This window comes from Clostridium sp. 1001283B150225_161107_B6 (assembly GCF_015556325.1).
In the GTDB taxonomy this organism is placed as follows: Bacteria; Bacillota; Clostridia; order Lachnospirales; family Lachnospiraceae; genus Enterocloster.
The window spans coordinates 1-23,544 of record NZ_JADNMD010000001.1 but is presented as its reverse complement, the minus strand read 5'-3'; the positions used below and the strand labels follow the sequence as shown (position 1 = coordinate 23,544).

The 23,544-nt window shown below is 48.1% G+C and carries 34 protein-coding genes; 1 reads left to right on the top strand and 33 read right to left on the bottom strand.

Annotated features, from left to right (window positions below; genetic code table 11):
• Window positions 1-71: 71 nt before the first annotated feature.
• The 31 genes from I2H39_RS00165 to I2H39_RS00020 form a co-directional block, all read right to left on the bottom strand.
• Window positions 72-749, bottom strand: coding sequence for a TIGR00266 family protein (locus I2H39_RS00165; protein WP_138307355.1), 678 nt, complete (start codon window positions 747-749; stop codon window positions 72-74).
• A gap of 221 nt (window positions 750-970) precedes the next feature.
• On the bottom strand, window positions 971-1,156 hold the full coding sequence (locus I2H39_RS00160) for a hypothetical protein (protein ID WP_195625507.1): 186 nt from the start codon (window positions 1,154-1,156) through the stop codon (window positions 971-973).
• A gap of 78 nt (window positions 1,157-1,234) precedes the next feature.
• The gene (locus tag I2H39_RS00155; protein ID WP_195625506.1) at window positions 1,235-2,008 is read right to left on the bottom strand and encodes a hypothetical protein; all 774 of its coding nucleotides are present in this window, start codon (window positions 2,006-2,008) and stop codon (window positions 1,235-1,237) included.
• Between the two features lie 83 nt (window positions 2,009-2,091).
• Window positions 2,092-2,520, bottom strand: a complete 429-nt coding sequence (locus I2H39_RS00150; RefSeq protein ID WP_195625505.1) for a phage holin family protein — start codon at window positions 2,518-2,520, stop codon at window positions 2,092-2,094.
• A gap of 9 nt (window positions 2,521-2,529) precedes the next feature.
• Window positions 2,530-2,658, bottom strand: a complete 129-nt coding sequence (locus I2H39_RS29420; protein WP_330371759.1) for a CD1375 family protein — start codon at window positions 2,656-2,658, stop codon at window positions 2,530-2,532.
• Between the two features lie 40 nt (window positions 2,659-2,698).
• Window positions 2,699-2,812 carry a CD1375 family protein gene (locus I2H39_RS00145; protein WP_138311805.1) on the bottom strand — a complete coding sequence of 38 codons (114 nt, stop codon included), beginning with the start codon at window positions 2,810-2,812 and terminating at the stop codon, window positions 2,699-2,701.
• Between the two features lie 3 nt (window positions 2,813-2,815).
• The gene (locus I2H39_RS00140) at window positions 2,816-3,160 is read right to left on the bottom strand and encodes a hypothetical protein (protein WP_195625504.1); all 345 of its coding nucleotides are present in this window, start codon (window positions 3,158-3,160) and stop codon (window positions 2,816-2,818) included.
• A gap of 416 nt (window positions 3,161-3,576) precedes the next feature.
• Entirely contained in the window at window positions 3,577-4,170 is a 594-nt protein-coding gene (locus tag I2H39_RS28990) for a hypothetical protein (RefSeq protein WP_243281766.1), read from the bottom strand.
• Window positions 4,163-4,618, bottom strand: a complete 456-nt coding sequence (locus I2H39_RS00130) for a hypothetical protein (RefSeq protein WP_195625503.1) — start codon at window positions 4,616-4,618, stop codon at window positions 4,163-4,165. Before I2H39_RS00130 ends, I2H39_RS28990 begins: the two co-directional genes overlap by 8 nt.
• Window positions 4,615-5,016 (bottom strand): hypothetical protein, encoded by a 402-nt coding sequence (locus tag I2H39_RS00125; RefSeq protein ID WP_195625502.1) that lies wholly within the window; start codon window positions 5,014-5,016, stop codon window positions 4,615-4,617. Before I2H39_RS00125 ends, I2H39_RS00130 begins: the two co-directional genes overlap by 4 nt.
• A complete protein-coding gene (locus I2H39_RS00120) occupies window positions 4,979-7,210 on the bottom strand; it encodes a hypothetical protein (RefSeq protein ID WP_207746736.1) in 2,232 nt (743 codons plus the stop codon). The genes I2H39_RS00125 and I2H39_RS00120 overlap by 38 nt, the downstream gene beginning before the upstream one ends.
• A gap of 29 nt (window positions 7,211-7,239) precedes the next feature.
• Window positions 7,240-7,614 (bottom strand): hypothetical protein, encoded by a 375-nt coding sequence (locus tag I2H39_RS00115; RefSeq protein ID WP_195625500.1) that lies wholly within the window; start codon window positions 7,612-7,614, stop codon window positions 7,240-7,242.
• A gap of 13 nt (window positions 7,615-7,627) precedes the next feature.
• Window positions 7,628-10,630 carry a hypothetical protein gene (locus I2H39_RS00110; protein ID WP_195625499.1) on the bottom strand — a complete coding sequence of 1,001 codons (3,003 nt, stop codon included), beginning with the start codon at window positions 10,628-10,630 and terminating at the stop codon, window positions 7,628-7,630.
• A 42-nt stretch (window positions 10,631-10,672) separates the two neighbouring features.
• Window positions 10,673-10,888 (bottom strand): Com family DNA-binding transcriptional regulator, encoded by a 216-nt coding sequence (locus tag I2H39_RS00105; RefSeq protein ID WP_195625498.1) that lies wholly within the window; start codon window positions 10,886-10,888, stop codon window positions 10,673-10,675.
• Window positions 10,818-11,138, bottom strand: a complete 321-nt coding sequence (locus tag I2H39_RS00100) for a Gp15 family bacteriophage protein (protein WP_195625957.1) — start codon at window positions 11,136-11,138, stop codon at window positions 10,818-10,820. The genes I2H39_RS00105 and I2H39_RS00100 overlap by 71 nt, the downstream gene beginning before the upstream one ends.
• Before the next feature lie 13 nt (window positions 11,139-11,151).
• Window positions 11,152-11,454: a hypothetical protein gene (locus I2H39_RS00095; RefSeq protein ID WP_195625497.1), complete on the bottom strand. Its 303-nt coding sequence runs from the start codon at window positions 11,452-11,454 to the stop codon at window positions 11,152-11,154.
• Between the two features lie 13 nt (window positions 11,455-11,467).
• On the bottom strand, window positions 11,468-11,929 hold the full coding sequence (locus I2H39_RS00090; protein ID WP_195625496.1) for a hypothetical protein: 462 nt from the start codon (window positions 11,927-11,929) through the stop codon (window positions 11,468-11,470).
• A 10-nt stretch (window positions 11,930-11,939) separates the two neighbouring features.
• Window positions 11,940-12,347, bottom strand: a complete 408-nt coding sequence (locus I2H39_RS00085) for a minor capsid protein (RefSeq protein ID WP_227147769.1) — start codon at window positions 12,345-12,347, stop codon at window positions 11,940-11,942.
• Window positions 12,344-12,724, bottom strand: coding sequence for a hypothetical protein (locus I2H39_RS00080; protein WP_002590328.1), 381 nt, complete (start codon window positions 12,722-12,724; stop codon window positions 12,344-12,346). Before I2H39_RS00080 ends, I2H39_RS00085 begins: the two co-directional genes overlap by 4 nt.
• Window positions 12,724-13,062, bottom strand: coding sequence for a hypothetical protein (locus I2H39_RS00075; protein WP_195625495.1), 339 nt, complete (start codon window positions 13,060-13,062; stop codon window positions 12,724-12,726). The genes I2H39_RS00080 and I2H39_RS00075 overlap by 1 nt, the downstream gene beginning before the upstream one ends.
• Window positions 13,063-13,066: 4 nt before the next feature.
• Window positions 13,067-13,453: a hypothetical protein gene (locus tag I2H39_RS00070; protein WP_195625955.1), complete on the bottom strand. Its 387-nt coding sequence runs from the start codon at window positions 13,451-13,453 to the stop codon at window positions 13,067-13,069.
• Between the two features lies 1 nt (window position 13,454).
• On the bottom strand, window positions 13,455-13,748 hold the full coding sequence (locus I2H39_RS00065; protein WP_002596190.1) for a hypothetical protein: 294 nt from the start codon (window positions 13,746-13,748) through the stop codon (window positions 13,455-13,457).
• Between the two features lie 9 nt (window positions 13,749-13,757).
• Entirely contained in the window at window positions 13,758-14,651 is an 894-nt protein-coding gene (locus I2H39_RS00060; protein ID WP_195625494.1) for a capsid protein, read from the bottom strand.
• Window positions 14,652-14,670: 19 nt separating this feature from the next.
• Window positions 14,671-15,291, bottom strand: a complete 621-nt coding sequence (locus I2H39_RS00055) for a hypothetical protein (protein WP_195625493.1) — start codon at window positions 15,289-15,291, stop codon at window positions 14,671-14,673.
• Between the two features lie 138 nt (window positions 15,292-15,429).
• A complete protein-coding gene (locus I2H39_RS00050; protein ID WP_195625492.1) occupies window positions 15,430-15,798 on the bottom strand; it encodes a hypothetical protein in 369 nt (122 codons plus the stop codon).
• A 66-nt stretch (window positions 15,799-15,864) separates the two neighbouring features.
• Window positions 15,865-16,044: a hypothetical protein gene (locus tag I2H39_RS00045; RefSeq protein WP_117562113.1), complete on the bottom strand. Its 180-nt coding sequence runs from the start codon at window positions 16,042-16,044 to the stop codon at window positions 15,865-15,867.
• Window positions 16,044-17,771 (bottom strand): phage minor capsid protein, encoded by a 1,728-nt coding sequence (locus I2H39_RS28985; RefSeq protein WP_330640922.1) that lies wholly within the window; start codon window positions 17,769-17,771, stop codon window positions 16,044-16,046. The genes I2H39_RS00045 and I2H39_RS28985 overlap by 1 nt, the downstream gene beginning before the upstream one ends.
• Window positions 17,768-17,923 (bottom strand): hypothetical protein, encoded by a 156-nt coding sequence (locus tag I2H39_RS00035; RefSeq protein ID WP_227147764.1) that lies wholly within the window; start codon window positions 17,921-17,923, stop codon window positions 17,768-17,770. Before I2H39_RS00035 ends, I2H39_RS28985 begins: the two co-directional genes overlap by 4 nt.
• A complete protein-coding gene (locus tag I2H39_RS00030; protein WP_330640921.1) occupies window positions 17,883-19,487 on the bottom strand; it encodes a hypothetical protein in 1,605 nt (534 codons plus the stop codon). The genes I2H39_RS00035 and I2H39_RS00030 overlap by 41 nt, the downstream gene beginning before the upstream one ends.
• A 14-nt stretch (window positions 19,488-19,501) precedes the next feature.
• Window positions 19,502-20,851, bottom strand: coding sequence for a terminase (locus tag I2H39_RS00025; RefSeq protein ID WP_195625490.1), 1,350 nt, complete (start codon window positions 20,849-20,851; stop codon window positions 19,502-19,504).
• Window positions 20,851-21,393, bottom strand: a complete 543-nt coding sequence (locus I2H39_RS00020) for a terminase small subunit (RefSeq protein ID WP_195625489.1) — start codon at window positions 21,391-21,393, stop codon at window positions 20,851-20,853. The genes I2H39_RS00025 and I2H39_RS00020 overlap by 1 nt, the downstream gene beginning before the upstream one ends.
• A 501-nt stretch (window positions 21,394-21,894) precedes the next feature.
• Here I2H39_RS00020 and I2H39_RS00015 point away from each other — a divergent pair.
• Window positions 21,895-22,086 carry a helix-turn-helix transcriptional regulator gene (locus I2H39_RS00015; RefSeq protein ID WP_195625488.1) on the top strand — a complete coding sequence of 64 codons (192 nt, stop codon included), beginning with the start codon at window positions 21,895-21,897 and terminating at the stop codon, window positions 22,084-22,086.
• 55 nt (window positions 22,087-22,141) lie between these two features.
• On the opposite strand, the gene I2H39_RS00010 is transcribed toward I2H39_RS00015, so the two are convergent.
• Together I2H39_RS00010 and I2H39_RS00005 are read right to left on the bottom strand one after the other, a co-directional pair.
• Complete coding sequence (locus tag I2H39_RS00010; RefSeq protein WP_195625487.1) at window positions 22,142-22,663, bottom strand: hypothetical protein; 522 nt, start codon at window positions 22,661-22,663, stop codon at window positions 22,142-22,144.
• Between the two features lie 91 nt (window positions 22,664-22,754).
• Window positions 22,755-23,441, bottom strand: coding sequence for a hypothetical protein (locus I2H39_RS00005; protein WP_195625486.1), 687 nt, complete (start codon window positions 23,439-23,441; stop codon window positions 22,755-22,757).
• Between the last annotated feature and the right edge of the window lie 103 nt (window positions 23,442-23,544).

Below are 23,544 nucleotides of genomic sequence, written 5' to 3'. Positions count from 1 at the left end.
ACCAAACAAGTATAATATGAAAATTCCATATATACAAGGGTTTTTTTAGGATTTTTACAACATTTCCCTCATTATTTGGAAGTGGGAAGCCCCTGGGCAATCCTGCCGGTAAATTCCGCGATATTCATGGTCTGCATGTATACCTTGCCCGGACCTGTCAGTTTTGTGAGGAACAGGCCCTCGCCGCCGAACAGCATATTCTTCACGCCCTTAATCGTCTCGATTTCATAGGAAACGCTGGGTTCAAAGGCAAATACATTTCCCGTATCCACCTTAAACACTTCTCCCGGCGCCAAGACCCTCTCCACCACATCCCCGTCCACTTCCAGAAAGGCCATGCCGTTTCCCTGTATCCGCTGAAGGATGAATCCCTCGCCGCCGAAGAATCCGGCTGAAAGCTTCTTTGTAAGTACGGTGCTGATTTCAACAGTTGGCTGGGCGCAGAGAAACGCCCCCTTCTGACAGATAAGGCTGGTCTTAGCCGTATCTATAGCCAGTATCTTGCCTGGTACCGTGGATGCAAAGGCAATGACGCTGTCCGGCCTGGACGCTGTATAGGTAGCCATAAAAAGGGATTCCCCGGAAAACATCCTTCCCAGTCCCTTCATAAGTCCTCCCTTTACATTGGAGTCCAAGGTAAACCCGTCGCTCATCCATGCCATGCCTCCGGACTGCGTATACATGGCCTCTCCTGCCTGAAGCCTGACCTCCACAGCCGGCAGTATATCTCCCAACATCCTGTAATCCATGTTGTATTTCCTCCTTAGATGATTTTATTTGTGTATCAGTATACCATATGCAGTGTTAAAATCCTTTAAATTACTCTTAATTTTTATGATTGAAAATCAACGGTTTTGCGTTGGTTTTAGGTTTTTTGTGACTTTACTGTGTCTAATAGGGTAGTATATATATGGTAGAAAATAGTATGAAGTTTGGCGGGACCCGGTAATATCCGACACCCGCCTTTCACTTACTTCTCTTCTTTCTCCTTCTCTTCCTGAATCCGTTTCCAGATGGTCTCAAATTCATCCGGCTTCGGGTCCGGGATGGGTAAGGGGACGGTCATGCGTTTGACTGCTTCAAATTCTTTTAGCAGTTCTTCATCCGAGTATTTTTCCGCCGGTTCTGGCGGTTCATCGTTCCGCTTTCCATCCATCTTTATGCGCCTCCTTTCAAGGCCATTGTACGCCTTTAAAAGCAGGGTTTGTCCTGGTAAATTATGGTATATTAAGCCTTACCACTCGAACACATATCGGCGATTCACCATATCATACTCTTTTGCAATCCGGAGCACGCCCCTGGCATCCGTAATCATACATTTTCCCTCGTCAGAGCCCTTAACCGGGCAGAGCAGGAAGGCCTCGCCGGCGGAGTCCGTCTGGTAGCCGGTCAGCATGTAGCCCTCGCTGTCAAACAGATACCAACCACAGGTTCCATCCGTGGCCTCCCGGAGCCAGTACCAGCCGTTGGCCTCATAGCTGCCGTCTGCGAACTGATACCACCAGCGCTTCCCATCTGCCGCCTGCTGGAAACCCTGGGTGTATGTCGCCGGGACCGGGGTATAATCGATGTCGCAAAGCTTAAGCACCTTCTGCCAGGGTGTGGCGGTCACTCTGGACTTGATGGTCCCATAATTGATGCCTTTGGCCTCAATGCAGTATCCATCACCTATGTATACCCCGATATGCCCCGGTTTCCAGAGCGCCCAGCCGGTCATGGACTCATTCAGGTGGTCGATACCTACCCGCTCCACGGCTGTGTCATGGTAGTTGTAGCTGCCGCGGATGCACCCGGTGTACCAGCTGATGAGGCCGGAACAGTCCGTGCAGCGCTGGCCTATGTACCCGGCCGCCTTAGCCTTATAAGTTGATGTGTATGTACCTGGATTCTCTCTGGCAAGGCGGTCCAGAATGGCCTGGGTAAGGACCTCGCCCTTGGCGCCGTAGACGTAAGGGGTGCCCAGCTTGTCCTGGCAATGCTGTATTAATCCTGCCGATGTTTTACTCATAGTGTTTTCCTCCATCAAAAAAAATAAGGCCCAGGGATATCCCCAGGCCAAAAGTTGTGACGTCACAAGTTGCGATATCGCAATTACTCTGTTTTCTGCGATTTTCCTTTTAACACCTCAATGGCATTCACTATAACATCGGATTTGACAATACCCATAAGTCCGGCATTCTCCACAATCGACAATGCCTCATTTGCGATAAATCCATATGTAGCTGCCAGCATAATGTAATCCACCCCCAGGGCCACATCAAGCTGATGGGCTACCGCCAATAGACACACCATCATGAACTTCTTGCACAGTCCTTTAAGCATGGCATTTGAACTGGCCGCACCGCTTTCTGATTTTGGTGACTTTTTAAACACCACGGCCACCAGGAATCCCGCTATCAGGTCCAGTCCCATAAGTATGAGCACGATACTCAGTGTCGGAGTCCAGCCACCAAAAAGCTTTACTCCCGCCGCTGCGGCCATACCAGCAATGGCGCATATAATATCTTTCTTCATTTTCATATACCTCACCTACTCTGTAATCAGTTCTTCACATTCCAAGTCAACCAGTACCTGGCGCACCTGGTCCTTAATTTTATCCGGGACCTGCCCGAATGTCTTCCTGCCCTTAACAATAAGCGTTGCATAGATAACTGCCATGGTGTCTGCCTCCTTCCTCAATAATAAAAAGAGCAGTAGTCTAAGCATTGAGTGCCGCCTCGACTTCCGCCCTTAATTTCTCTGGGACCTGTTCAATCGTTTTCCTGCCCTTGCGGATAAGGTCCGCATACACAGTTGCCATATAGCTTGCCATACCTTACACCTCCATTCCTTCATAGATTTCTGTCAGTGCCATCTGAGTGTTGGTTATCTCTTCGGCCAGCGCCAGATTGGCCTCATACTGCTCGGTAAGCGCCAACTGTGCCTCTGTAAGTTGGTCCCCCAGGCTTACCACCTGTTCCTGCAGACGTCCAATATCTGATTCAGGCAGATAACTAAAGACTGGCTGCGGGTTGTCCGCATCCGTCACATTAATATGGTCCAGCTGTGCACCATCGGGGATGTCCACCCATATGCACTGCAGGCCCTGGGGAACCTGTTCCTCACCGTAGACAATCGTCCATATACGGCCGGTGTCGTCATAGATTACTAATGCTTTCATGTTTCGTCATTCCTTTCTTTGTGATATACTGTTTATCAATGATGGTTTCAAGTATAGGTATGTTTCCTATCTTACGATACTATTGTTAATGGGAAGTCTATATTTGGTGTGGCTGGCAATGTTAAACGCTTTAACTCTAAAAGCGGTACTGTGACATCAGCGAATAGTACGAAGTATCATAATGGACCTTCGGCGTGGATGTATTATGCTGAGATTCCTATAGGTATGACTGTTTCGTTACTTGCATGGACGGATGGTGACCTTATCGGTGCATACTGGGGAAATCCCGTACATATTAGAGGCGGCGGATATGGTTTCGACTACAATACAGATTCAACTTGGTATATTAATTCCACCAAAGCTGTGGTACCAGTTACAGTGGGCGGACGTACCGTATGGTATTGTGTTGCAGGATATTAATAATAGCCGACTACCAGAACATTGTAAGTAGCTCCTCCAGACGCTACAGGTATTATTAAACTGCCACTGTTCATTGTAGACTTAACACTCCAGGCAGCAGGGGAATATTGGGCAGATACGATAAATTGACCATAATTGGAAAGTGCTGAACTATCAGCCCCCTGTTGATGTTTATATGCAGTTACCGCCAAAGGCGTAAACCCTGGGGCAAAAGATATGTAATATAGATTCCCTGGGGCATCACCCGAAAAGTATTTCTGGCCAGAACTTGAATTTTTAGTACCAGAAAAAATCCCATACTTCCGCACATTTCCGGAAATGCCAAAAATGCTCTTCCCATAAACAATATTATTTGCAGTTAGGTTCCCATCTCCCTTAATGGTCTGTGCACCTGCAAGGAACTGGTTGGCGGCAATGACCTGGTTGGCAGTCCCTGGTGTATAAGTCTTGGCAGCTATCTCTGCCATAGTTCCAGTTAATGGGTTTCCATTCTTATCAACAATTACTTTTCCTTTGCGTACATCAGCGGCTCCTGCTGTCACTGGGTCAAGGTCAGTTCCCCCGCCATAAGGTATCCAGATATCACTCATTTACGCTCACCCCCACCAATTTCACATTAAAATCAGAAGACGGCTTTTTTGCGGGACAGCAGAACATCGCCTGGCCGTTCATTGCCTTTCCCGCTTTGACCAGCGCCCCCATCTTGTCCCATACGGAGGCTGTTGCAGACGCCGTATCCGTCTTAATTGCTGACATCATCTGCACATGGTCTGTTTCTTTCAGACCAGGAACCGACACAGTCTGGGTGTATGGAGCAGTGCTGCTCCAATTGGCCGCCAGAAGAGTTATTTCCACTTCTCTGGTCATACGGTTAATCTCAGTCGTAATGGCGTTAATATCATTCTGACCGAACTTATCTCCCTTCTGGGTATAGACAGTGGCATCTGCTATCGTACAGGTCCCGTCCTCATTGGTGGTAATCCTCCAAATCCTGGAACCCTCAAATATATCGTCTTTATAGTCTGTCCTCAAACTCATTCAAATACACCTCCGTTCAATGTGAAAGCCAGGCGTTTAATACCATTAGCCCTCCCCTGGATATTAAGGTAAATCCGTAAACAGGCTGATTCTATCCGGTTCAGCTCATCCCACTTGATGAAGCGCCCATTGGCTGAGTAAGCCTGGCTCACCCCCACCTCAAAAGGATACGTACCTGCGCAGACAAAGTCTATATTGGCCTCAAAAAGGTTAATTTCATCTGCATAAAATCCATAGTCTTGATATGTCTTATCTTCCCCCATTTCCTTAAATTCAAAGTCTGGCCACAGGGTAAGAGCCTGGGCGCGTATCTCATTGATATTACCCTTGATACGGTTATAATCTCCGATATTAAAATAATCACCGGCCTTCCAGTCTGTTTTTGGCTGTTGCCACATAGCTCATATCCCTCCTTGCCTTGATGGTCCCACTCAATCCACCATTAAATTTCAAAGTGTGGTCTGTCACCCGTATCAACAAATCCGGAACATACTTATTTTCCAGGAATGCGATATCATTTGCATCTATCCTTGGCTCTCCGCGGTACTGCAGGTCGTATTCCCGGTCAGACTTCATGTAGTCGCCTATCCAATCAGCCAAGTTAGCTGCATGTACCACATCCGATACCAGTGGATTCTCCCATGTTTCAAGTGCTCCTGTGGGGTTCAGCTGGCGGCTCACCTTAGCCTGTGTAATAACATATTCTTTTCCCGTTATAACCACCTCAGCCGCTTTTGCAGCCCCTGTAAGCTCCACGGTTGCATAATAGGCACTGCTGTCTACGATTGCCGCTGCCTGCCCTTCTGGCGGCTCCGTAAGTGATACAGCCAGACCATAAGACGGGTTAGAGAAGTAAAACGTATACCGGTTGTCCTGGACTGTGGCCGTAATAGTCTCCCTCACCAGTTCCTTTGCATCCTCCATGCTAAGGTTATAAATAGTCCGGACCACTTGCAGCTCCCTCACCCTGGTTAATTGCGTGCCCTTAGGCGTTTTGGTCAGCTCCACACCATACTCCAGGGCATAGTCCGTGCTGTCCCCGAACGTAATGTTGTCCAGGGTTACCCGGTTGTTTGGACATCCCCGAAGGAACTCCAGAACAAGATAATCAAACTCCGGAAACTCATGTCCGACCACATGAGTCTGACTAAGTCCTGAAACACTGTAATCCTCCATGTGCTTTCCATTGTTATAGGCATGAAACACAACTGTGTCCGGCCAGTTCCGGCCAAATTCCAGAGTCAGGCCGAAGCATTTGAAGGCTGCCTCCATAGTTATACTTATAGTTGGGTTTTCAGTGAACCTTCCCTCACTGTCTGCCACTGCATCCGATATATAACCGACATTAAGATAGGTTGTGCCATCAGCCTGCCGTGGAAGGAAATACATGGCCCCGTCCACAGTTACATGGTCCTGTCCAACCAAGGCGTACATATTTTTTCCGGTGTAGTCCAGCACAGCACCGGCATTAGAAAAATATGCCTCATTGTCAGAAGCCGCTGTCATTTCAGGCACAAAACTGGATTTCAGGAATATCTTCCCGGCTCGGTCCAGATAGAGGACGCATCTGCCGGCATTTGCGATAAGCTGCAGTGCCTCCTTATGTGCCACAACCGGCATCGGATTGGTTGTCAGTACATCCCTAAGGTATGGGTCTATCCAGTAGTCCCGGTAATCCACCTGGGCATCTGTCAGTACATCCACAGCCAGGTCATACAGGCTTATGCCATCCGGGCAGTACTTCCCACGATAATATGTCCCGTCCATCCCGTCAAACCGGTCGGATGCCTGGAAACTCATTTCTGTGTCATCAGCGGACCAGGACTTTAATGCAAGGGTTATCCCTGGAATCCACTCAATCCTTCCATCATCCATGGCCTGTCCATACAGCGCTTCAATGTTCTGTCCAATCTCCAGAAAGTTTACCGTGCTCTCTTCATTCTCCACATCGTAAGCACGGTCCTTGTTATCTACCGTCACATCAAAATCAATGCTAGGCAGTTCCTCCGATATCGGGCTGATATGCTCCTTCTTGGTTGCTGACAGTATCTTCTTGCTGTCAAAATAGATGCCTATCCCCATCGTTATCTGGTTAATGCGCAGCCTGCTCTGTCCATTGGCCATGACAGACGGCACAAAACGGAGGAAGGTTGCAGCCGGAAATATCTCCTCTGTTACATAATGCCCACTGGTATTCCCGGTTACTTCTACGGTATTGCCATCTGATATGATACTGAAATCCACAGGGTATGCCCTGCCGAATTCCACGGTCAGCCCCTTAATATCATACTGTACCGGAAAACATATCTCTATGGGCCTCAGAATGCCATCCGTTACAATTCCTTGGTTGAGCACCACATCTGCTGTATCCCTGGGCAGGAAATACATGCTGCCGTCTACTGTGGTATAATTCTGGTCGCAAATGGCATACAGCTCGTTCACCTGATAGTTGTCCATCGGCTTTGTGAGATTGGAATAATATGTGTAATCACCCTGATTTGGTATATAAGCGGATGCCTGGGCCTGCTGGTTAATCAGGCCGATGCTGACGCGCAGATGGGATAATGGGTCCCTCCACTTTCTGCGCATCATGTCCTTATATTCATTACTTGCCGCCTGCACTACTCCATCACCCCGCAGTCTATCAGGTTTACCTTGCAATCCTTATACATGGTAGGCAGCCCATCCGGACCTACCTCGTCTATCTTAGCCGTCCGGTTCCCTGGATACATCCTCTCCGTCTTCCAGCAGTTGTTTTTCATATCCGGAAACTTGACCGTCACCACAAACTCCTCAAACTCTTTCAGGATGCTGCTCCAGGTTGCCGCATCCAGATAGGACCACTGCAGGCCGTCAATCTTATCCTGGTCGCGGCCCACGCGCTGCCCTACGAATTCCCCCAGGGCGTTCTTTCCCTGGTTCACGTTCGTAGCAATGGTTAGGCCCGGACCCCGGTCATAGTTTGGATATTCATGTCCATTAATATAAATAGACACTCCGGCCACCTCCTTACGTTGTGCGCAGCGTATATCCGTTACGCTTGTCCAGTTCCACCAGTTTCTGCTTGATTTCCCGGATATCGATGTTGACCGTCAGATCCATCCGCTCAATCAGGTCGATGATATTCCTGAGCAGTTGTACCATCATCTCCAAATAGTAATCGCTCATGTTATTGCTGCTCTGCTGGGATGCCAGAGCCACTGCCCGGTCTACCATGGCCTGCATCTTATCCTCAGGAGCCACAATCTCACCATGGTGTCGGTTATCACCTATCATGGCCAGCTGCGGGGTGTTGGCACGGACAAAACCGCCCTGGGCCAGACGTGGGAGGTGGATGTTAGGAATGGTTGGAATCAGCTCTGCACCGATGCCCGGTATCTTATCCGCCACCTCGTTTACAGCGTCTATCATGGCATTAATCGCATCAATAACCCTGTTGGCCATGCTTTCTACGCCATTGATAATCATGTTGATGATATCTTTTATATCTGCCCAGATACCATCCCAGGTTTCCTTTGTCTTTTCCTTTACCGTATCCCAGACGCCAGTAATCGCGTCTTTCATGGCCGTGAACTTCTCATCCACTGCCGTCTTGATTGTATCCCACAGATTTGATACGAAATCCTTAATGGACTCCCATATTTCTGATGTCTTACTCTTGACATTCTCCCAGGCTGTACTGATAGATGCCTTGATAGCATTGAATAACGTGCCAGCCAGGGACTTAATATTGTTCCATAAACCGTCAATAAATGACTTAATAGCATTCCATACCGCGGATGTTTTTGTCTGTATTGTTATCCATGCACTTGATACACACTCAACAATGCCATTCCAAACCTCTTGCCAGCTAACATTAAGATTTTCTGTAAGGAAAGTGATTATTCCCGTAAGCACATTAATAGCATCTGCAACAAACTCTGTAATTGCGCCTATCACAAAAGAAAGAATATCTATTGCAGCATTAAACGCTCCCACTATATACGGAGCCAGTATCTCAATGAACCACTCAGCAAAAGGCTTAAGTTTAGTTTCCCAGGCTTCCATCATACTGGCTATTGCAACCTGCACCAATTTGGAAACAGCTTCTATTATTCCATCAAAAGCCACTGCTAACCCTGCAAATGGACCATTTCTTAATGCCTGTATTGCCTCGCCTGCTTTCTGTAGCGCGGGAACTAACCACGCATTAAAAGCATCAAGGATGAGACCTACTGCATCTGATATTATGGTTGTGATGAAACCGAAAACAGGGCTAATCACACCGCTATATAAATCATTAATCTTTTGACCGACATAAGTCACTGCATCAGCCATCACCCCCATTGCAGGGGCAAAGAAGTCTGCTAATCCAGATAGCGCCTCAACAATTTTATCCTTATTATCAATAATGGGCTGAACAAACAATGCGATGAGGTCACAACTAAAATCCATCAACAGTTCAGTGATATTAAGGAAGGTATTGCTAAATATGGCAATAATACCAGCTCCTATCTGCTGAAAACTATCAAGTCTTAATACCTCAAATATTTTTCCAAGGGCCTGAGCAAAACTTCCTGCAAATTTTGCAATCTCGGAACCCGCATCGAATAATGCAACTAACTTCTTTTTGATGAAATCCTTGTTTTGGTCAAGATATTTAGCAATTGAACCAACAAGGAAATCCGCTATGGATACTCCGATGCTTGCCGCGGAACCAGTAACCTGTCCCAGGCTATAGGCCATCTGGTCAGCAAATGAATTAACCGAAGCCAACACCTCCGGCGATGTGAATATATCCCTCAGGCTCCCCTTGATGCTGTCTATGGATGACTGTATACTATCAAAGGCGGACGTATCACCAAAACCATCCCAGAATCCTTCCTTAAACAGTCCCGCAAGCTCCCTGGCCTTTTCAATCAGCCCTGCATACTTACTGTCCATCTCATCCACGGCCGAGGTATCAATCTCACCCATGTCAAACTCATCTGCGGAGTACCCTCCATCAACTCCGCCTCCGGAACCACCCCCAGAATCCGTATCCGGGTCAATGATGTTCAGCTCGTCAATGCCCGTGGTGACGCTTTTCATGTCCTTGGCGGCCTTCTTAGCGGCCCCACCTGCTCCACCTGCCGCGGCACCGGCCTTATCAGCAGACTGGGCCATCGCCTCCATACCAGCCGCGGCCGCGGATGCGCCTCCTCCGCCTTTCTTCCCGGTCACCATCTCTGTGAATGCCTTGAAGGCATTGGCCAGGCTCATCAGCTTACTGATGATGCGGTTGATTACCTGAATGACCGGTGTCAGTACATTAATGAGTCCTTGTCCGATTGTGGCTTTAAGGCTGTCAAACTGCAGCTTTAGGACACGCACTTGGTTCGCCCAGCCATCCGCCGTCCGGATGAAGTCCCCGGATGCCAGGGACAGCTGGTCCTGCACAAACTTATACCGCAGAGCTACCTTCTCAGCTTCAGACATCTTTGTCGTTACCTTACCATAGCCATTGGCCAGGGCATAGCTGTCAAGGGCGCTCTGGGTCATGACAATGCCAAGGTCCTTAAGAGTCTCTGTTTCACCCGTAAACACGGATTTCAGCTTTGTGTATGCCTCGTCCTGGCTGATGTTATAAAAGGATGCCACATCCCCAGCCAAGCCTGTCAGGGTCGTGGCCATCTCATAGGCCTGCTGCTCCCCAAAGCCGAATGCCTTGGACATTGCGCCGAAGGTGCCGGTAAATTTCTTAGCCATGGTCTCAGACAGGCCGAAGGACGTTATGGCATTTTTAGCAAAGTCATCCACCTGCTTTGACATCCGTGGGAATGTGACATCCACCACGTTCTGGACTTCCGCCAGGTCGGAACCCAATTCAACACACTGCGCACCAAAGTCTATGATTTTTTTTACTGCAAAGGCCGCCGCAAGGGCTGCACCTGCCTTCTTGGCCAGTCCCTGAATGCCAGCCATCTGCTGCTTGAATTGATTCTGGTTGACCACAAGGTCAAGGCCAATCTGGCCTACACTGTCAGCTGCCATACATATCACCTGCCTTTTAATTCAAAAGCAGGCTCCGGCTCGCTACTCCTTTGGTGCGGCTCTAGGCTCTGTCATTTTTATATCTAACCTGTTTATGGTTTTACATCTGGGACATTTGATTTCCCCCTTAACATATTCCGCCAGGAGAAGGGTCTGTCCACACCTTGCGCATCTTACTTTCTCAATCTTAACCACCTCCGCACATAGCCGCAAACATCTTCTCCAGATTAGCCATTTCCTTCTCGAAGGTTTTCTCATCCATTTCTTTCATTTCCCGGTTACGCCAATCGTCATATATACGGCGCTGGTCCTTGGTGTAATGCTTGATGATATCCTTATCCGTTTCGGACCGGATGGCTACCGCACGGCCTAATGCAGTCTCCGGGGACAGCCCGGCAATTAGCGCCTCGAATTCATCCCAGGAGACTGTTTCAAATTCTTTCGTTCTGATTCTTAACCCGTACTGCGACAAAAAGCTGGAGACTATCAGGTCCCAGTCCTCAAACATATCGTAGTACGGGTCACTGCTCTCCCCCGGCAGGTTCCTCCACACCGGAAATAAGCTGGACCGCTTCCTGAACCACAATAATCAAGTCCCCAAAGCCCAGCTTCATCTTCTCCATCTCTTTCTTGGATTTTTCCGGAAACATTAAGTCATATGCGTCCAGGATTTCCTGTGCACCTGGGTTATCCGCCGACATCAGCCCCATGACTTTAAGCATGGTCGGAGCATCTGCATTGACTTCCAGCGTCTTTCCTTTGATTACCAGGGATGGGTTTTCCTCAAAGCTCAGTTTATCTGTGATATCTACTTTCCTTGCCATTCTCTATTCCTCCTTATGCTCCAGGCGTGGGCGCCGGTGTAAATGTCGGGGCACCATATCCCGTCACTTCAAACTCCAGGGTGTCAATGTTGGTTGTATCACCGCCTCCTGGAGTGGTCACATTAACGACCACGTCGCAGGCCAGCTTTGCACCGGACACCATAGTCCACTCAAACTTCGTCATGACGTCCTGGCCGAACTTCCAAGCAAGCCCGGCTATATAGTCATTGGCCGGGTCACCTACAGACCGCTTTCCCTTGAATGAAAATCCCAGTTTCTTTCCTGTCATGGCTGCCTTTGCCCAGCCCTTCGCATCCATGGAGTACCATTCTTCTACAGTACCGTCAATAGACGGAGCGAAATTCTCCAAGTCTAACGGTACAGCCATATTCTCCTCTGTGCTTTCGAGGCCTTTTATGCCAAACTTAAACACATTGTTATGCACCGGATAAACTCTTCCTGCTGCATCTGCCATATCTCATTCCTCACTTTCTCTGATACACAAAATCCAGCCATATCACATATTCATATACACCATTTTCATCCGTTCCCACATCAACCGGTTCCGGTACCTGGAGGATGATACAATTAATGGATGTATCCCCTATGGATAAGCTGGATACGTTTTTAAGTTTCTCATATAGTGCATAGGCAGCCCGCTCTGATGCCTGCACATCCTTGTCCCAATGGACCAGCAGTGATATACGCCGGACATCATAGCTGCTGTAATCATGGCCACCCAGCGCCATCACGGGAGGGCCGCTGCCCGGACGATGATATACGCCGATGGAATGGTCCTTCTTGTTGTTCAGTTTTCCGATATAGACATTCCTGTCAGCCGTAATTCCCAGGCCTCCTATGTATCCCCGGATGTCATCCAAGGTCAGCATCATACACCACCTACTTTCTTGTAAAACCGCTTAAATGCATTCCTGGCAAAATCCTGGCTTACTCCACCAGGTAACCACGGTTCGTACCATTCACCGCCGGCAAACGGGTTCTCATCCGTCTGGAAATTGTATTCCGGATGAAAATACAGACGCCGCGCATAGGGAGTGTTTACCACCAGCGTCGCTTTCCCTTGACCACATTCTTTGTAATCCGCAAAAAAGCTGTCCTCCTCCAGGTGGCCTGTGTCAAAAGGCATCACCTGGGCCTGGACAACTTCCGTGTGCAGCGCCTCCGCTGTCATCTCCAGGGCGGTCACTGCCGCCTGTGTCAGCTGCTTAATCCGCGGAAAATTCATCTTCACAGTTGATTTCACCTGCATCAAACCACCTCCAGCTGGCAATAGTTCACCGTCCCATCCGGGTTCCTGGCTTTCATCCCCTGCTCAATTCTCCGCTCTTCCCCAAATATGGTAACGGTACCCCCGCTTAAGGTTGGGAAGTCCGGGGCAATGTCCTCAGGAATCATGGCCGTTCCGGTTATCTGTACAAGCTTCTTTTCTGCGGTTAGGATGGTCTTAGCGCGGTCCTGGAAGTTGCACTTAAGGTTCAGGTCCAGCACCCGCTCCGGCTGACCATGGTTATCCGTATCCTCTGACTCCAGGTGGACGTGTATGTCCGTCCTACAGAGCCGTCTTGGCACTAAGCATGGATATTTCATTGCCTCACCTCGCTAACCGGCAGCACAGGCCTGTCTGGGACAGCAGAGCGTACACATCACGCTTCATAGCCACGCCCTTGTCTGTAAATACGTTCCAGCTGCTGCCAAACTGTGCCGACACACCGTTGATGCTGTAGCCCTGCAGGATGGTGTTAATCTCATCTGCGTTCTCATACTCAAAATCCGCCTGCTGGCAGACCACTTCCCGAATAACCTCCTGCTGGAAGACTGTCAAACTGGAAAATCCCTGGCCCACAATGCGGTTGTAGGTCAGGGAATCAATGTGGCGGCTGGCCTGCTTAAGGGCCTTGTCCAGCTCGTCCATGGGGATTACATTCCCCTTGTATGCATCACAGTAGTATTCATATGTGACATAGGGCTCATAGGTCATGTTACTCACCTGCCTTCTTGCTCTCCGCTTTCTTTGCCGGTTCCTGCTTCGCAACCCGGAGTGAAGCAATCTCTGCTTTCAATGCTTCGTTTTCAGCATATCTTTCGCCCGCTAAAGTTTGCAGGCGCTCAATCTCTTTAACCGCCTTCACATATTCATCATAAGGCACTGTCTTTCCGCGTCCATACGCAGTCACCTGACCATCATCGCCCACAATATCAAAGCCAGCATCCTGATAGGACTTCTGCTGGCTTTCATCAATGGTGTACTCTTTATTTCCCTTAACTGCTCTCATACTTCCTCCTTACGCTCCTGCTGCCTCTACGTTCATGGCACATCCCTCAATCTTCTTCTCAAGAAGGAACAGGTCGCCATAGCAACGGTTCTGATACAAATATCCGTCTGCCGTCCTTGAATCCGTTCCTGGGGTAAACAGCTTGATATAGCTGTATTTATCCCGGCATACCACGCAGGATGTATGAATCAGAATCCAGTTAATCTGCTTAGCATCAGCGGCAGCCACGCATCCTGTAGTGAAGTCATACTTAGTCTTCATCCTGGCTGCCGGAACCATCTTTATGGTCACATCATCCAGGCTATGCACTTTGCGGTTGATTGTGGACGGGGACGTAACGGTCATGACCCTCTGGAGCCCTTCTGCCTCCTTCACAGTCTTATTCATGGTCGGGGTGACATACAGCATTCTCCCTTCCTCCGGGACACCGGCCTCATCCATTCTCGCCATCTCTTCATCAAAGGCTTCCAGGAAGTTGGCTGCCGTAATCACATCAGTACTGATACGGCCTGAATAGGTGGTCAGCTCTGCATGAAGCTTGGAATAGCGGTAGGAATCTTTTTCCGGGATGGCCTGTTCGGCCTCAAACGTGTTCTGTATGTTTGCCACGGATAAGGTCAGGTTTGTTTCGTCAATGTCCATGGGGTCAATCCAGAACTCCACATCCCTGTCGTGTTCCAGTTTCTTTGCCTCCCAGTCATTACTAAGCGTTCCTGAGTTAAAGCCTGGTGTCCGGGTATGGTCTTTGTACCCGGTCACTGCCATCCTCGGAAGCTTGATGGTCTGGGCGTTAATGAATTTCACCTGCTGGTTGCTCTGTGTCAGTGCGTCAGAGCATAACTCCTTTGCATATTTCTGCTGCAAGAGCTGGGTGAAAGTTGTTGCATAATCATATACTGCCATTTCTTAGTCCTCTCTTTCTTTAAAGTCCGAACGCCTTTTTAAGGGCGTCATCTGTTGTCTGCGTCTGCTGTTGCCCACTGGCTGCTCCCACCTGGATGAATCCGGTGGAGCCTGATGCCTGGGGTTTCAGCGCTGGCACGTCCTCAAGTACTTTGTTCAGAGCCGCCTTAAGCGCCTCATCGTCGATTCTCCCATCCTGCCCCATGACCTGGCTTAAGTCGGCCATCTTAAGGACATAAGGGATTGTCTTAGCGTCAATTCCCAGGGATACTGCCGCCATGGTGGCTGCGCTGTCAATCATGGCCTTTTGGGCCACTACCTGGGCCTGAGTGAGCTGCTGCTGGATTGTGCCTACATCTGGCTGCTGGGCCGCCTTCTGCTGCTTAAATGTGGCAATTGCCTGCTCCATTTCTTCCTGGCTGAGCCCCTGCTGCTTGAAGTAGGCTTTCAGGGCCGTGTCCTCCTTAGCGGCCAGAGTCCCGTCCAGCATCTGCTGTATTTTAGCATAATCAATTGCAGGGGATGCCTGCTGCCCTGTTTGGGTCTGTGTCTGCTGCTGATTCTGACCTCCTGCCGGCGGCTCAGCCCCTCCCGCTCCAGCTGCGGGCTCAGCAAATAACTGTAAGTTCATACGTTTCATAATCCATACCTCCATTTTAAGGGTGTCACCCTGTAATTTTTATTGCATCCATTATCATCAGTGTCACTGGCCACGCAACAGTTTAAAGCCTTGCTCGTGTTTGGGCGTAAAAATAGCACCCAGGATAGTCCTGCGTGCTTAACATAATCTACAACCAGTCCGTTTCATGTCTCTCGTTACAGCCTTAGTGATTTCGTCTACATCCAGATGTGCTGTAACATCCGTGGAAACTTTCGTCACGGCCGGCTCGTAAGTTGCAAGGAAGATATCCGGCTTACACGGATATATCTCCCCAGCTACACCACGGATAATGTAATCCCCCACACTGGCCTCATGTACACCTTCCAGAGTCCGAATCATGAATTTCACATCCGGTGTCCCTGCATTTTCAAACCACGCCATCTTGCTTTTGATAGCCTCGATAATCCATTCAGGGTCATCCTCCTGCTCTGGTCCTCCTATCCACTGGAATGCCTCAATTACCACTGGTCTTTTCCTGTACTTCATTCTTGCTCCTTCCTGTTGCGATATCGCAACAAATAAAATACCACCGGCCATTACTGACTGGTGGTATTAAATATTCAACACATCGAACATATCTCGTTTTTCCGTTAAGCACTTTCTCAGAAGATTCACATACTCATCATGGTCTGAAATTTCTATCTCAATATCCCCATTTGGGTCATATCCAAATAGTTTCCTATACCCCTCCCTAAGCCTTAACAATTCTTCACTTTTGGGGCCATAATACATTACGTATCCACCTCCTTCAAAACGTTCAACACCTTTTCATACGTGCCTGGCAATAAATCCTTTAACATTTCTAAATCCTTTGGATGGTTCTGGTACAGGGACCTTCCAATCTGGGCCCACGCCTCGCGTTCCACGTTAAGCGGTATATCCCAATATCCCGGTTTATGATGCCCATATCCCATATCAATCTCACCGTAGGATAAACCATGCAGGATATCAGACAATCCTCGATGCTCCTCTTTTATAACCTTATTCCCCAGCTCCGTGATTTCAAATTCATCTGGATAAAGTGATTGTATCATACTCTCAATATCATTTCCATATCCAGCAGCCCGATTTATTAACAGTTCTGAATCTGCCTCCAGGGTATTAAGGAGTGCCCGACCTCTTGATATACCGATTCTATCATCCATCTCATGAAACAACTCATGTGCAATGGTCCTGTCGTCAGCGGAGCTCCCAACCATGACCATCTTTTTCGCTTCATCGTACCGGGAGTTCGGTTTATCCCACTTTCTCAACCCTACCCTGCTTAATGACTTTGAAAGGGTGTTCTTTACATTTTCATTAGGGTTGCTCTGGATTCCTTCTTCAAGGTTCTCATTTATGGATACCAATTCAGAATCTGGCTTAGTGAATATACCTTTAATCCTGTCAAATATATCACCTTCATACTTCCTATCCCACTTCTGTTTTTTCAACTTGTACTGCTTTTTATTGTCCTTATCCAAAGAATATTCCGCCAGCCGCCCATACTTCTCCGCCTGCCTCTTTGCATACTGCTGCTCAGCTTCCTGCTTATTGGCCTGACCGACCGCCTCCAGTTCCCTCTCAGTCCAGGAATCGTCCGCCGTGGAGATGCCGGGGAAGTATGTTGTGTGGCTGTCCTTACATCTGGGATGATACAGGCCGGCCGCAATAGCCTTACTCATTAGGGGATATGGACCGTCTGACTTCTTCCCGCCAGACCAGACATCATCAATCAGGACTTTGCCTACAAAAGGCAGGCACTTCGGACACGGGTTCCCACGTTTGGCCATGATGACCGTGGTAATTCCCCATTCCTGCCGCTTCTCACCCTCGCCCTGTAGATAGGCCCGCTTGGATGCCGTCCGGATGGCCATATCCGCGTAGTCTGCCAGAGTATGGCGGGCTCCGTTGGCATACTCCATACAGTTTAGTCCTCTGGTAAGCATGTCCTTGGTAGCCATGTCCACGGCCTTCTCATAGGTCCCGGCGCCGGTATTGGCATAGACCTGGGCATTAAAGATGGCCTTCCGGTACTGGTCATCAGCCATCCGGAGGACCGCTGTCTCCGCGCGTTCCATGTCGTTGGTAGTAGCTTTGATAAGGGCCTCCAGTTTCCGGTCATTCAGCCGGAAGAACTCTGCCGTGGCTCCCTGGCTGATTTTCCTGGCAGGAAATCCTTTTCTGATGGCATTGAGTATCTTGATTTCCTGCTGCATGTTTCCGGCCTGTCTGGCCTGTCTGATAAGCTCACCCATCTCCTTGTTTAAGTCCTGGAACTGCTTTCCATACCGCTTTTGGTTGTCCTTCTTGTACTTTTCCAGAGCTTTCATCTGTTCCGTCTGCCACATGGACCACTCAATACCCTCCTCGGTTTCCTCGGCCCGGTGCCGGTCCATGTTGCGTATCATAGACTTGATAAGCTCATCTTCAACGACTCGGAAAGCAGCTCCTATATCATACTCATTCAGGGCAATCACCTCCCATTTGCGTAGACCTTGTAACCGCCGGACTTAAACTGCCGTATCAACGCCTTAAGCTGGGTCACGCTGCTGCAATTATCGCAACGTAGCTCCGCATACCCCTGTTTCTCAATGGCGTATATTCCCAATGGCACCTGTTCCTTTGCCACCTGCAGCAGCCCCTGGTACTCCTTCTGGTTCATCTGGTATAGGCGGTTCATTACCTTGACTTCCATACGGTTCCCCTCCCTCTATGTTCAGCTGAAAGCCGCCAGCTGCCGTATTGATTCCGGGTTCCTCCACTTCCGCAATGCCCTGCTCCGCTTTCAGACGCGCTATCTCCTCTTGTTTCCATGCATCGTCCTTGCTATCCCCATACAGCTCCTCCACTTGGGCCTCTATGCTCATCATTGGGACGCCTGGTCGGGCCTTGGACAGGGTCTCCACCTGGCTTTCAAAGGACGGGTTTGCATACTCACCGAAGGAGATGTCTACTTTGACTTCCTCTACCCCTTTGCCGTTCAGAATATTGTAGGCGTTGATTGCGACACTCACCAACTCCGGAAGAGTCTCCTGCAGAGCCTCCACAATAGCATTCCGGGTGTACAGGGTAGCTTTTTCCTTTTCGCGCTGCGCTTCAGCGTTGTCCAACTTCTTGACATCAATCCCCAAGGTACTGGGGCTTATTACGCCCTGCAGACACAAATCCAGTGCGGTACAGTAGGAGGCCAGGTAACTGTCATGGGGGATGGTTGGCTGTTCCGTGTTGACCTTGTTATCAGCCTTTTCGGACATATCGTTGTCTGAGGCAAAGTAACGGTTGTCAAATGGATTTGGCCGGATGACCTGCCCCGTCTCAGGGTCATGTGGCACCAGGCAGTCCGGTATATACGTCTTAGCCCTGCCGGCACGTAGTGCATCCATCCACTGGGACCAGACCTCGTCAAAGGCGTCAAAACTGTCCAGCTTACCATCAAAGATACTGCCACCACGCCCCTCGTATTTGGTGGACTCATACACCTGCAAGGGCACAGCCAGGATGATGTTATCATCAAACTTCGTGTCCTTGATGCCCTTGGTGGCGTCGATAGCATTAAGGGGCACTGGCGTATCACCCTTATACATCTCGTTATGGATGTAACCATATCCATAATGCTCATACAGGACATACTGCCGGTGGTTCGCCTTATATGGCGTCTTGAATATGACTTCCTTCACCCGGTCCCGATTCCGGACAATCTCAACCCTCTCCCCTGGATACCACTCCAGGATGGGGTATTCACTGACCGCTGTGTCAATTGTGACCTTGAAGGCACCATCACCGATGTACAGGACCTCCTTCAAGGCCTTCTCCATCTTACGAATGAACTTATTATTCTTTGCAATGTCCTCCCAGAGCTGGCGGTGCTGGTCATTATCCGCAAAGTCAAAATCATTCATATCATCCAGGACGATGCCGGACAGGATACGGACAATCAGACCGGGGAGGCCGGTATGTATCTTGCGCATTTCCATGCCTGGTGTACACTTGCAGGCCCAGAACTTATATTTATCGGCATACTCCGGGGCCTGCTGGTACATCTGCTCCAGCTCGTTACCATCGCCACGGTACCAGATACGGTTCCGGATGGCATTGGCCTCAAAGTCCAGGACCTCATTAATCTGGATGTAGTTCCCGCTTGCCGGTACCACATTCAGCCAGCTGCGGATACCCCGCTTGATTGTCTCATTCATATTGTTCAGCCACCTCATCTCTTCTCAGCCTCCTCAAATCCAATCAGGTTCCGGTATGGTATCCACGCATACTGATTGGCATTAATGGTATGGTCGTTCCTGTCCTCCGGCTTGTCCTTCTCATCATCCCAACTGTACCGGTCCAATTCGGACAGATGCTCCACGCATGTATCCACTACCAGGTAACACCCCTGCTGTATCCAGCCCAGCTGCAGGTTGATACGGTCTATGATTTCGAGCTTCTTATACGCGTCCCAGAAGTTATACAGGCAGCCTTTAAGCCGCTTGTACTTGCGTAGCTCCGTGATGGTCGCCTGGTCTGCATTGTCTATATAGACATCCTTTGCAAACCCCCATTCCTTCCGGCACTGCTCCAGAAAGGCCACCAACTTGACTGCCGTATCACTGGGCGCCAATGGGACATCCAGTTTGGCGTTGTTATAGACCTTCTCGGCCAGGGTGACAAGTTTCCGGTCCTCCGTGATACCCTGGAATATCATTGCTATCGTATCCGGGGACTTGGAGGAATAGGACGTATCCAGGGCGGCAGTGAACTTCTTGAATTTCAGCTCCTTCGCCTGCTGGACCGTGATGGCATGCTTGGACCGCTCAAAGTTGGAGAAAATAAGGCCGGTTGCCTTACCGCGCAGGCCTTGAATCTTATTCTTCCAGATTTTCGTGCCCTTCGGGGTATTGGTCATTATCTGTTCCAACTTTTCCTTGGACAGGCCCAGGTTATGGGCAAAAGAAAAGAACCAATGCACCCAGCCGGGTTTTGGTTCCTCTTGCAATTCATCCATTATCTCTTTTGGTGTTTCATCCTCCCACTCTGGGAGCGGCCTGGAGCAATTAATGTACTCTTTATACACATCCAGGCCTGGGTCATCCGGATTGAGCGTGGCCATTAAATAATCGCTCCGCATGGCAGCCTCACGCACAAACTCTATGTCCGCCGTGTTAATCTCGTCGATGTACAGGCATCCGTACTGACCACCCAAGGCATCCTTCCACTTACGTTTATTGCCATAGCCAACCACAAAAATAATCTTATCACCGCTGGATGTGTGGAAGAGGATATGGGGCATGTTATAGCCGCCACCGCCATTGCCTTTGTACTCCACCAGGATGCCGAAGTCATCCAGAATGCCCAGGTCCTTTTGAATGATGTTCTTTTCAGCAGCGCCGGTGTCATCTGCAGCCAGGATGTGGAGCTTCTTAGGAGATTCAGCTACCTTAAGCATGAACTTGAACAGCCCCACTGTGGTCTTTCCGGCCGCCGTGGTACCCTCTAGGAACTCCACTGGGGCATTGCAACGCAGGAACGCCTTATACTTATCAGACAGCAACAATCTCTCCACACTCATTAGCCACCACCCTGCATTTGCTGAAGAAGGTCATCCAGTTTGGTCTTTTCGGCATCAAGGCCGCCAGACAACTCCACCTTGTCCTTAAACATGCCCAGGTGCCGCCCCAGGAGCTCCAGGGCCTTAAGCTTATCAGACAATTTATATTTTTTGATATATCCAACAAATTCCTTATCCTCTCCAGTCCCCTCATAAACGTCCATTACTTCTAAGCCGGCAATACACGCTGCCGTTTCATTATCCAGGCCAGTAATATCCAGCGGTTTTCCGCTATCGTCAAACAGTTTCCTGATGTCGAAGAACCCCAATTTTGCCAGTTCCTTAAGAACCATGTCCTGGGTAATCTCTGTACGCTTCTCGCGTTCCTTCATACGTTCATCGATATAGGACGCTACGTTAGTATTTGTTAGTAATTTACTTCCATTTACTCTTGCAGATTCGTCCTTCTTGACCTTTGGATACGCCACCTTGTAAGCCCTGGTGGCATTAAGGTCAATTAGGTATTCATCTGCAAATATTTTCTGTTTTGGCGTTAATGCCATCTGACTCACCTTCTTTCATGCCATAAAGAAAGCACCTGCAGGTATCCGCAGATGCAAAAAATCTTATAAAATATTCATATTCTGCTTGACCAGCACGTAAATTCGTGCTATAATTATATTATCAAAAGAAAGGAGGAACGCAAATGAATGAATCGGTCAGCGAGATAATCAAAGACCTCTCAGAAGCACTACTCGCAATCGTCACCGCCATCTGCCTGATAGTAAAGACGAAACGAGATAGTAAATCCAAAAGGTCTAAGAAAAAGCGAAAGTAAGGTTTGGGGCTTCGGCCCCTTCCTTCTTCATATATAGTATACCACATTCATTTGCTGAAATAAACATGAAACTTTACCGTACAATATTGATAGTACTCACTGTACTTTTCCTCTATGAAGGGTTCAATGGTGAATTTGCCGCACCAACCCTGTTTGATTGGATTAAATGGGCTGCATGGCTTTTCTGCTCCATCACCTACATCATATGCTCCAGGAGGAACAAACGATGCGATTAAAGGAAATACGAACTGAAAAAGGGTTATCTGTCCCAAAACTTGTTGAACTGTCCGGCGTTCCCCGTCGTACCATCCAGGACCTGGAGGCTCGGGGAGACGGCAGGGTATCAACGGCAATCAAACTGGCGGATGCCCTGGGCGTCACGCTGGATGAACTCTGTAGGGATGAGGCGGCCGATTAGGCTGCCTTTCCTTTGTTTGTTTTGGGGATGTAAAAGAGACGGCCCAAGCTATCTCTTAATCAACTGTTTTATCCGGGAATGGTACCTCAAAAGCCACCGTCCCTTTATCCAAAATATATGTGTTAAAATTAACCGTTCCATACTGTCTTGATTTATATTGTGCAAATTTATATGAAACTAGAATCAATACCACAGATAATAGCACCACTCCCAAAAATGCTAAGATTCTATTTTCTGGTGCTTCTCCAAAAACACTTATCAAATAGCCAAGAATCAGATAGTAAAAAGCGAGTTTATTTATCCATACATTTTTTGCTATTTCAATTAGCTCCTCATAATCGCGTAGTGTTCCATCAGGAAATACAAATACACCTCTGTGCTGCGTGCAGAACCTTGATATTATCGCCTTCTTCGTTATTTTAGTGTTCCCCAAAAGCAATAATACTCCTGCTGTTAATTGAAATGTAACTGAAATTATGTAAACAACTTGTAACGCATTCATAGTCATTGAAATATTACCAGCTGTAGCACTAGAAACCGTTGCCATAAAAATCTCCCTCCCCATCTTCTTCATCATACATCAAAATCTGACAAAAGAAAATCCCCCCGCTGTACTTTCTGGGATTTTAAAAGGAGGCCCCTTAGGTTATTTTTAGGTCAAAACAATTTTATTTACAAAAATCCAGATTTTTTTCAATAAAAACTATAATTTTTCTTTCTATATCTTCCATATCTTTAAATATACTTTTTTTTAATTCATTAATTTTATCATGATTGATTTTATGCAACATATTTGGTTCAATCTCAGAACATTTTGATATATGATATAGCATGTGCATTAACAATCCAATGCTATTTCTCAACTCACCAATTCCGAAATAATTAGAATCTTTTTCCCGTATAGATAACTGAATGCTTATGATGCTTTCTATTCGCATCTCTTTTCTGTTAGATTCTCTCGCTCTATTTCGAATCTCTAAATCACCCGTTTTAGTATACTCTACTGTTTCAGCAATTAACCAATTTGTATTTTCTTTCAGTATTGCAAATTGTTCAACAATATAATTACAAAACTGAATTTTTTCTTTTTTAATTTCTTTTAAACGCTCAATTTCTAATACTCTTTCCTGATTCTCTCTGCTGTCTTGGAAAGATTTAAACATAACATAGAGCGTAATGACTCCCCCAACAATGGCACCTAAATATCCACCCCAAAATCCTGCCCAATCATTATTTCCACCCATGGGTAGCACTGGGATGGTCGATAATGCGTATGTGGCACTTGGAATTATTATGACCATTATAACCCCTGCAATAATTAGTTTCTTTATGTTTAATTTTATCCATTCTATCACCGAAATAGCTACCTCCACCTATTTTCTTTCATCATACTCCATAAACCGACAAAAGAAAAGCCCCAGCATAGAAAGGGAGGCCCTGCCAGTCTAGGTTTCACCC

Excerpts from the sequence above, each read along its gene's own strand:
- I2H39_RS29420 (WP_330371759.1), bottom strand. The coding sequence starts at position 2,658 with ATGGCAGTTATCTATGCAACGCTTATTGTTAAGGGCAGGAAGACATTC.
- I2H39_RS00030 (WP_330640921.1), bottom strand. The coding sequence starts at position 19,487 with ATGAATGAGACAATCAAGCGGGGTATCCGCAGCTGGCTGAATGTGGTA.
- I2H39_RS00060 (WP_195625494.1), bottom strand. The coding sequence starts at position 14,651 with ATGGCAGTATATGATTATGCAACAACTTTCACCCAGCTCTTGCAGCAG.
- I2H39_RS00130 (WP_195625503.1), bottom strand. The coding sequence starts at position 4,618 with ATGAGTTTGAGGACAGACTATAAAGACGATATATTTGAGGGTTCCAGG.
- I2H39_RS00110 (WP_195625499.1), bottom strand. The coding sequence starts at position 10,630 with ATGGCAGCTGACAGTGTAGGCCAGATTGGCCTTGACCTTGTGGTCAAC.
- I2H39_RS00025 (WP_195625490.1), bottom strand. The coding sequence starts at position 20,851 with ATGAGTGTGGAGAGATTGTTGCTGTCTGATAAGTATAAGGCGTTCCTG.
- I2H39_RS00015 (WP_195625488.1), top strand. The coding sequence starts at position 21,895 with ATGCGATTAAAGGAAATACGAACTGAAAAAGGGTTATCTGTCCCAAAA.
- I2H39_RS00075 (WP_195625495.1), bottom strand. The coding sequence starts at position 13,062 with ATGAAATATCCATGCTTAGTGCCAAGACGGCTCTGTAGGACGGACATA.
- I2H39_RS00120 (WP_207746736.1), bottom strand. The coding sequence starts at position 7,210 with ATGATGCGCAGAAAGTGGAGGGACCCATTATCCCATCTGCGCGTCAGC.
- I2H39_RS00010 (WP_195625487.1), bottom strand. The coding sequence starts at position 22,663 with ATGATGAAGAAGATGGGGAGGGAGATTTTTATGGCAACGGTTTCTAGT.
- I2H39_RS00050 (WP_195625492.1), bottom strand. The coding sequence starts at position 15,798 with ATGAAGTACAGGAAAAGACCAGTGGTAATTGAGGCATTCCAGTGGATA.
- I2H39_RS28990 (WP_243281766.1), bottom strand. The coding sequence starts at position 4,170 with ATGAGTGATATCTGGATACCTTATGGCGGGGGAACTGACCTTGACCCA.
- I2H39_RS00020 (WP_195625489.1), bottom strand. The coding sequence starts at position 21,393 with ATGGCATTAACGCCAAAACAGAAAATATTTGCAGATGAATACCTAATT.
- I2H39_RS00070 (WP_195625955.1), bottom strand. The coding sequence starts at position 13,453 with ATGACCTATGAGCCCTATGTCACATATGAATACTACTGTGATGCATAC.
- I2H39_RS00095 (WP_195625497.1), bottom strand. The coding sequence starts at position 11,454 with ATGGCAAGGAAAGTAGATATCACAGATAAACTGAGCTTTGAGGAAAAC.
- I2H39_RS00065 (WP_002596190.1), bottom strand. The coding sequence starts at position 13,748 with ATGAGAGCAGTTAAGGGAAATAAAGAGTACACCATTGATGAAAGCCAG.
- I2H39_RS00080 (WP_002590328.1), bottom strand. The coding sequence starts at position 12,724 with ATGCAGGTGAAATCAACTGTGAAGATGAATTTTCCGCGGATTAAGCAG.
- I2H39_RS00055 (WP_195625493.1), bottom strand. The coding sequence starts at position 15,291 with ATGAAACGTATGAACTTACAGTTATTTGCTGAGCCCGCAGCTGGAGCG.
- I2H39_RS00125 (WP_195625502.1), bottom strand. The coding sequence starts at position 5,016 with ATGTGGCAACAGCCAAAAACAGACTGGAAGGCCGGTGATTATTTTAAT.
- I2H39_RS00100 (WP_195625957.1), bottom strand. The coding sequence starts at position 11,138 with ATGTTTGAGGACTGGGACCTGATAGTCTCCAGCTTTTTGTCGCAGTAC.
- I2H39_RS00045 (WP_117562113.1), bottom strand. The coding sequence starts at position 16,044 with ATGTATTATGGCCCCAAAAGTGAAGAATTGTTAAGGCTTAGGGAGGGG.
- I2H39_RS00145 (WP_138311805.1), bottom strand. The coding sequence starts at position 2,812 with ATGGCAAGCTATATGGCAACTGTGTATGCGGACCTTATCCGCAAGGGC.
- I2H39_RS00165 (WP_138307355.1), bottom strand. The coding sequence starts at position 749 with ATGGATTACAGGATGTTGGGAGATATACTGCCGGCTGTGGAGGTCAGG.
- I2H39_RS00150 (WP_195625505.1), bottom strand. The coding sequence starts at position 2,520 with ATGAAAATGAAGAAAGATATTATATGCGCCATTGCTGGTATGGCCGCA.
- I2H39_RS00160 (WP_195625507.1), bottom strand. The coding sequence starts at position 1,156 with ATGGATGGAAAGCGGAACGATGAACCGCCAGAACCGGCGGAAAAATAC.
- I2H39_RS00140 (WP_195625504.1), bottom strand. The coding sequence starts at position 3,160 with ATGAAAGCATTAGTAATCTATGACGACACCGGCCGTATATGGACGATT.
- I2H39_RS00085 (WP_227147769.1), bottom strand. The coding sequence starts at position 12,347 with ATGATGCTGACCTTGGATGACATCCGGGGATACATAGGAGGCCTGGGA.
- I2H39_RS00155 (WP_195625506.1), bottom strand. The coding sequence starts at position 2,008 with ATGAGTAAAACATCGGCAGGATTAATACAGCATTGCCAGGACAAGCTG.
- I2H39_RS00090 (WP_195625496.1), bottom strand. The coding sequence starts at position 11,929 with ATGGCAGATGCAGCAGGAAGAGTTTATCCGGTGCATAACAATGTGTTT.
- I2H39_RS00105 (WP_195625498.1), bottom strand. The coding sequence starts at position 10,888 with ATGAGAAAACCTTCGAGAAGGAAATGGCTAATCTGGAGAAGATGTTTG.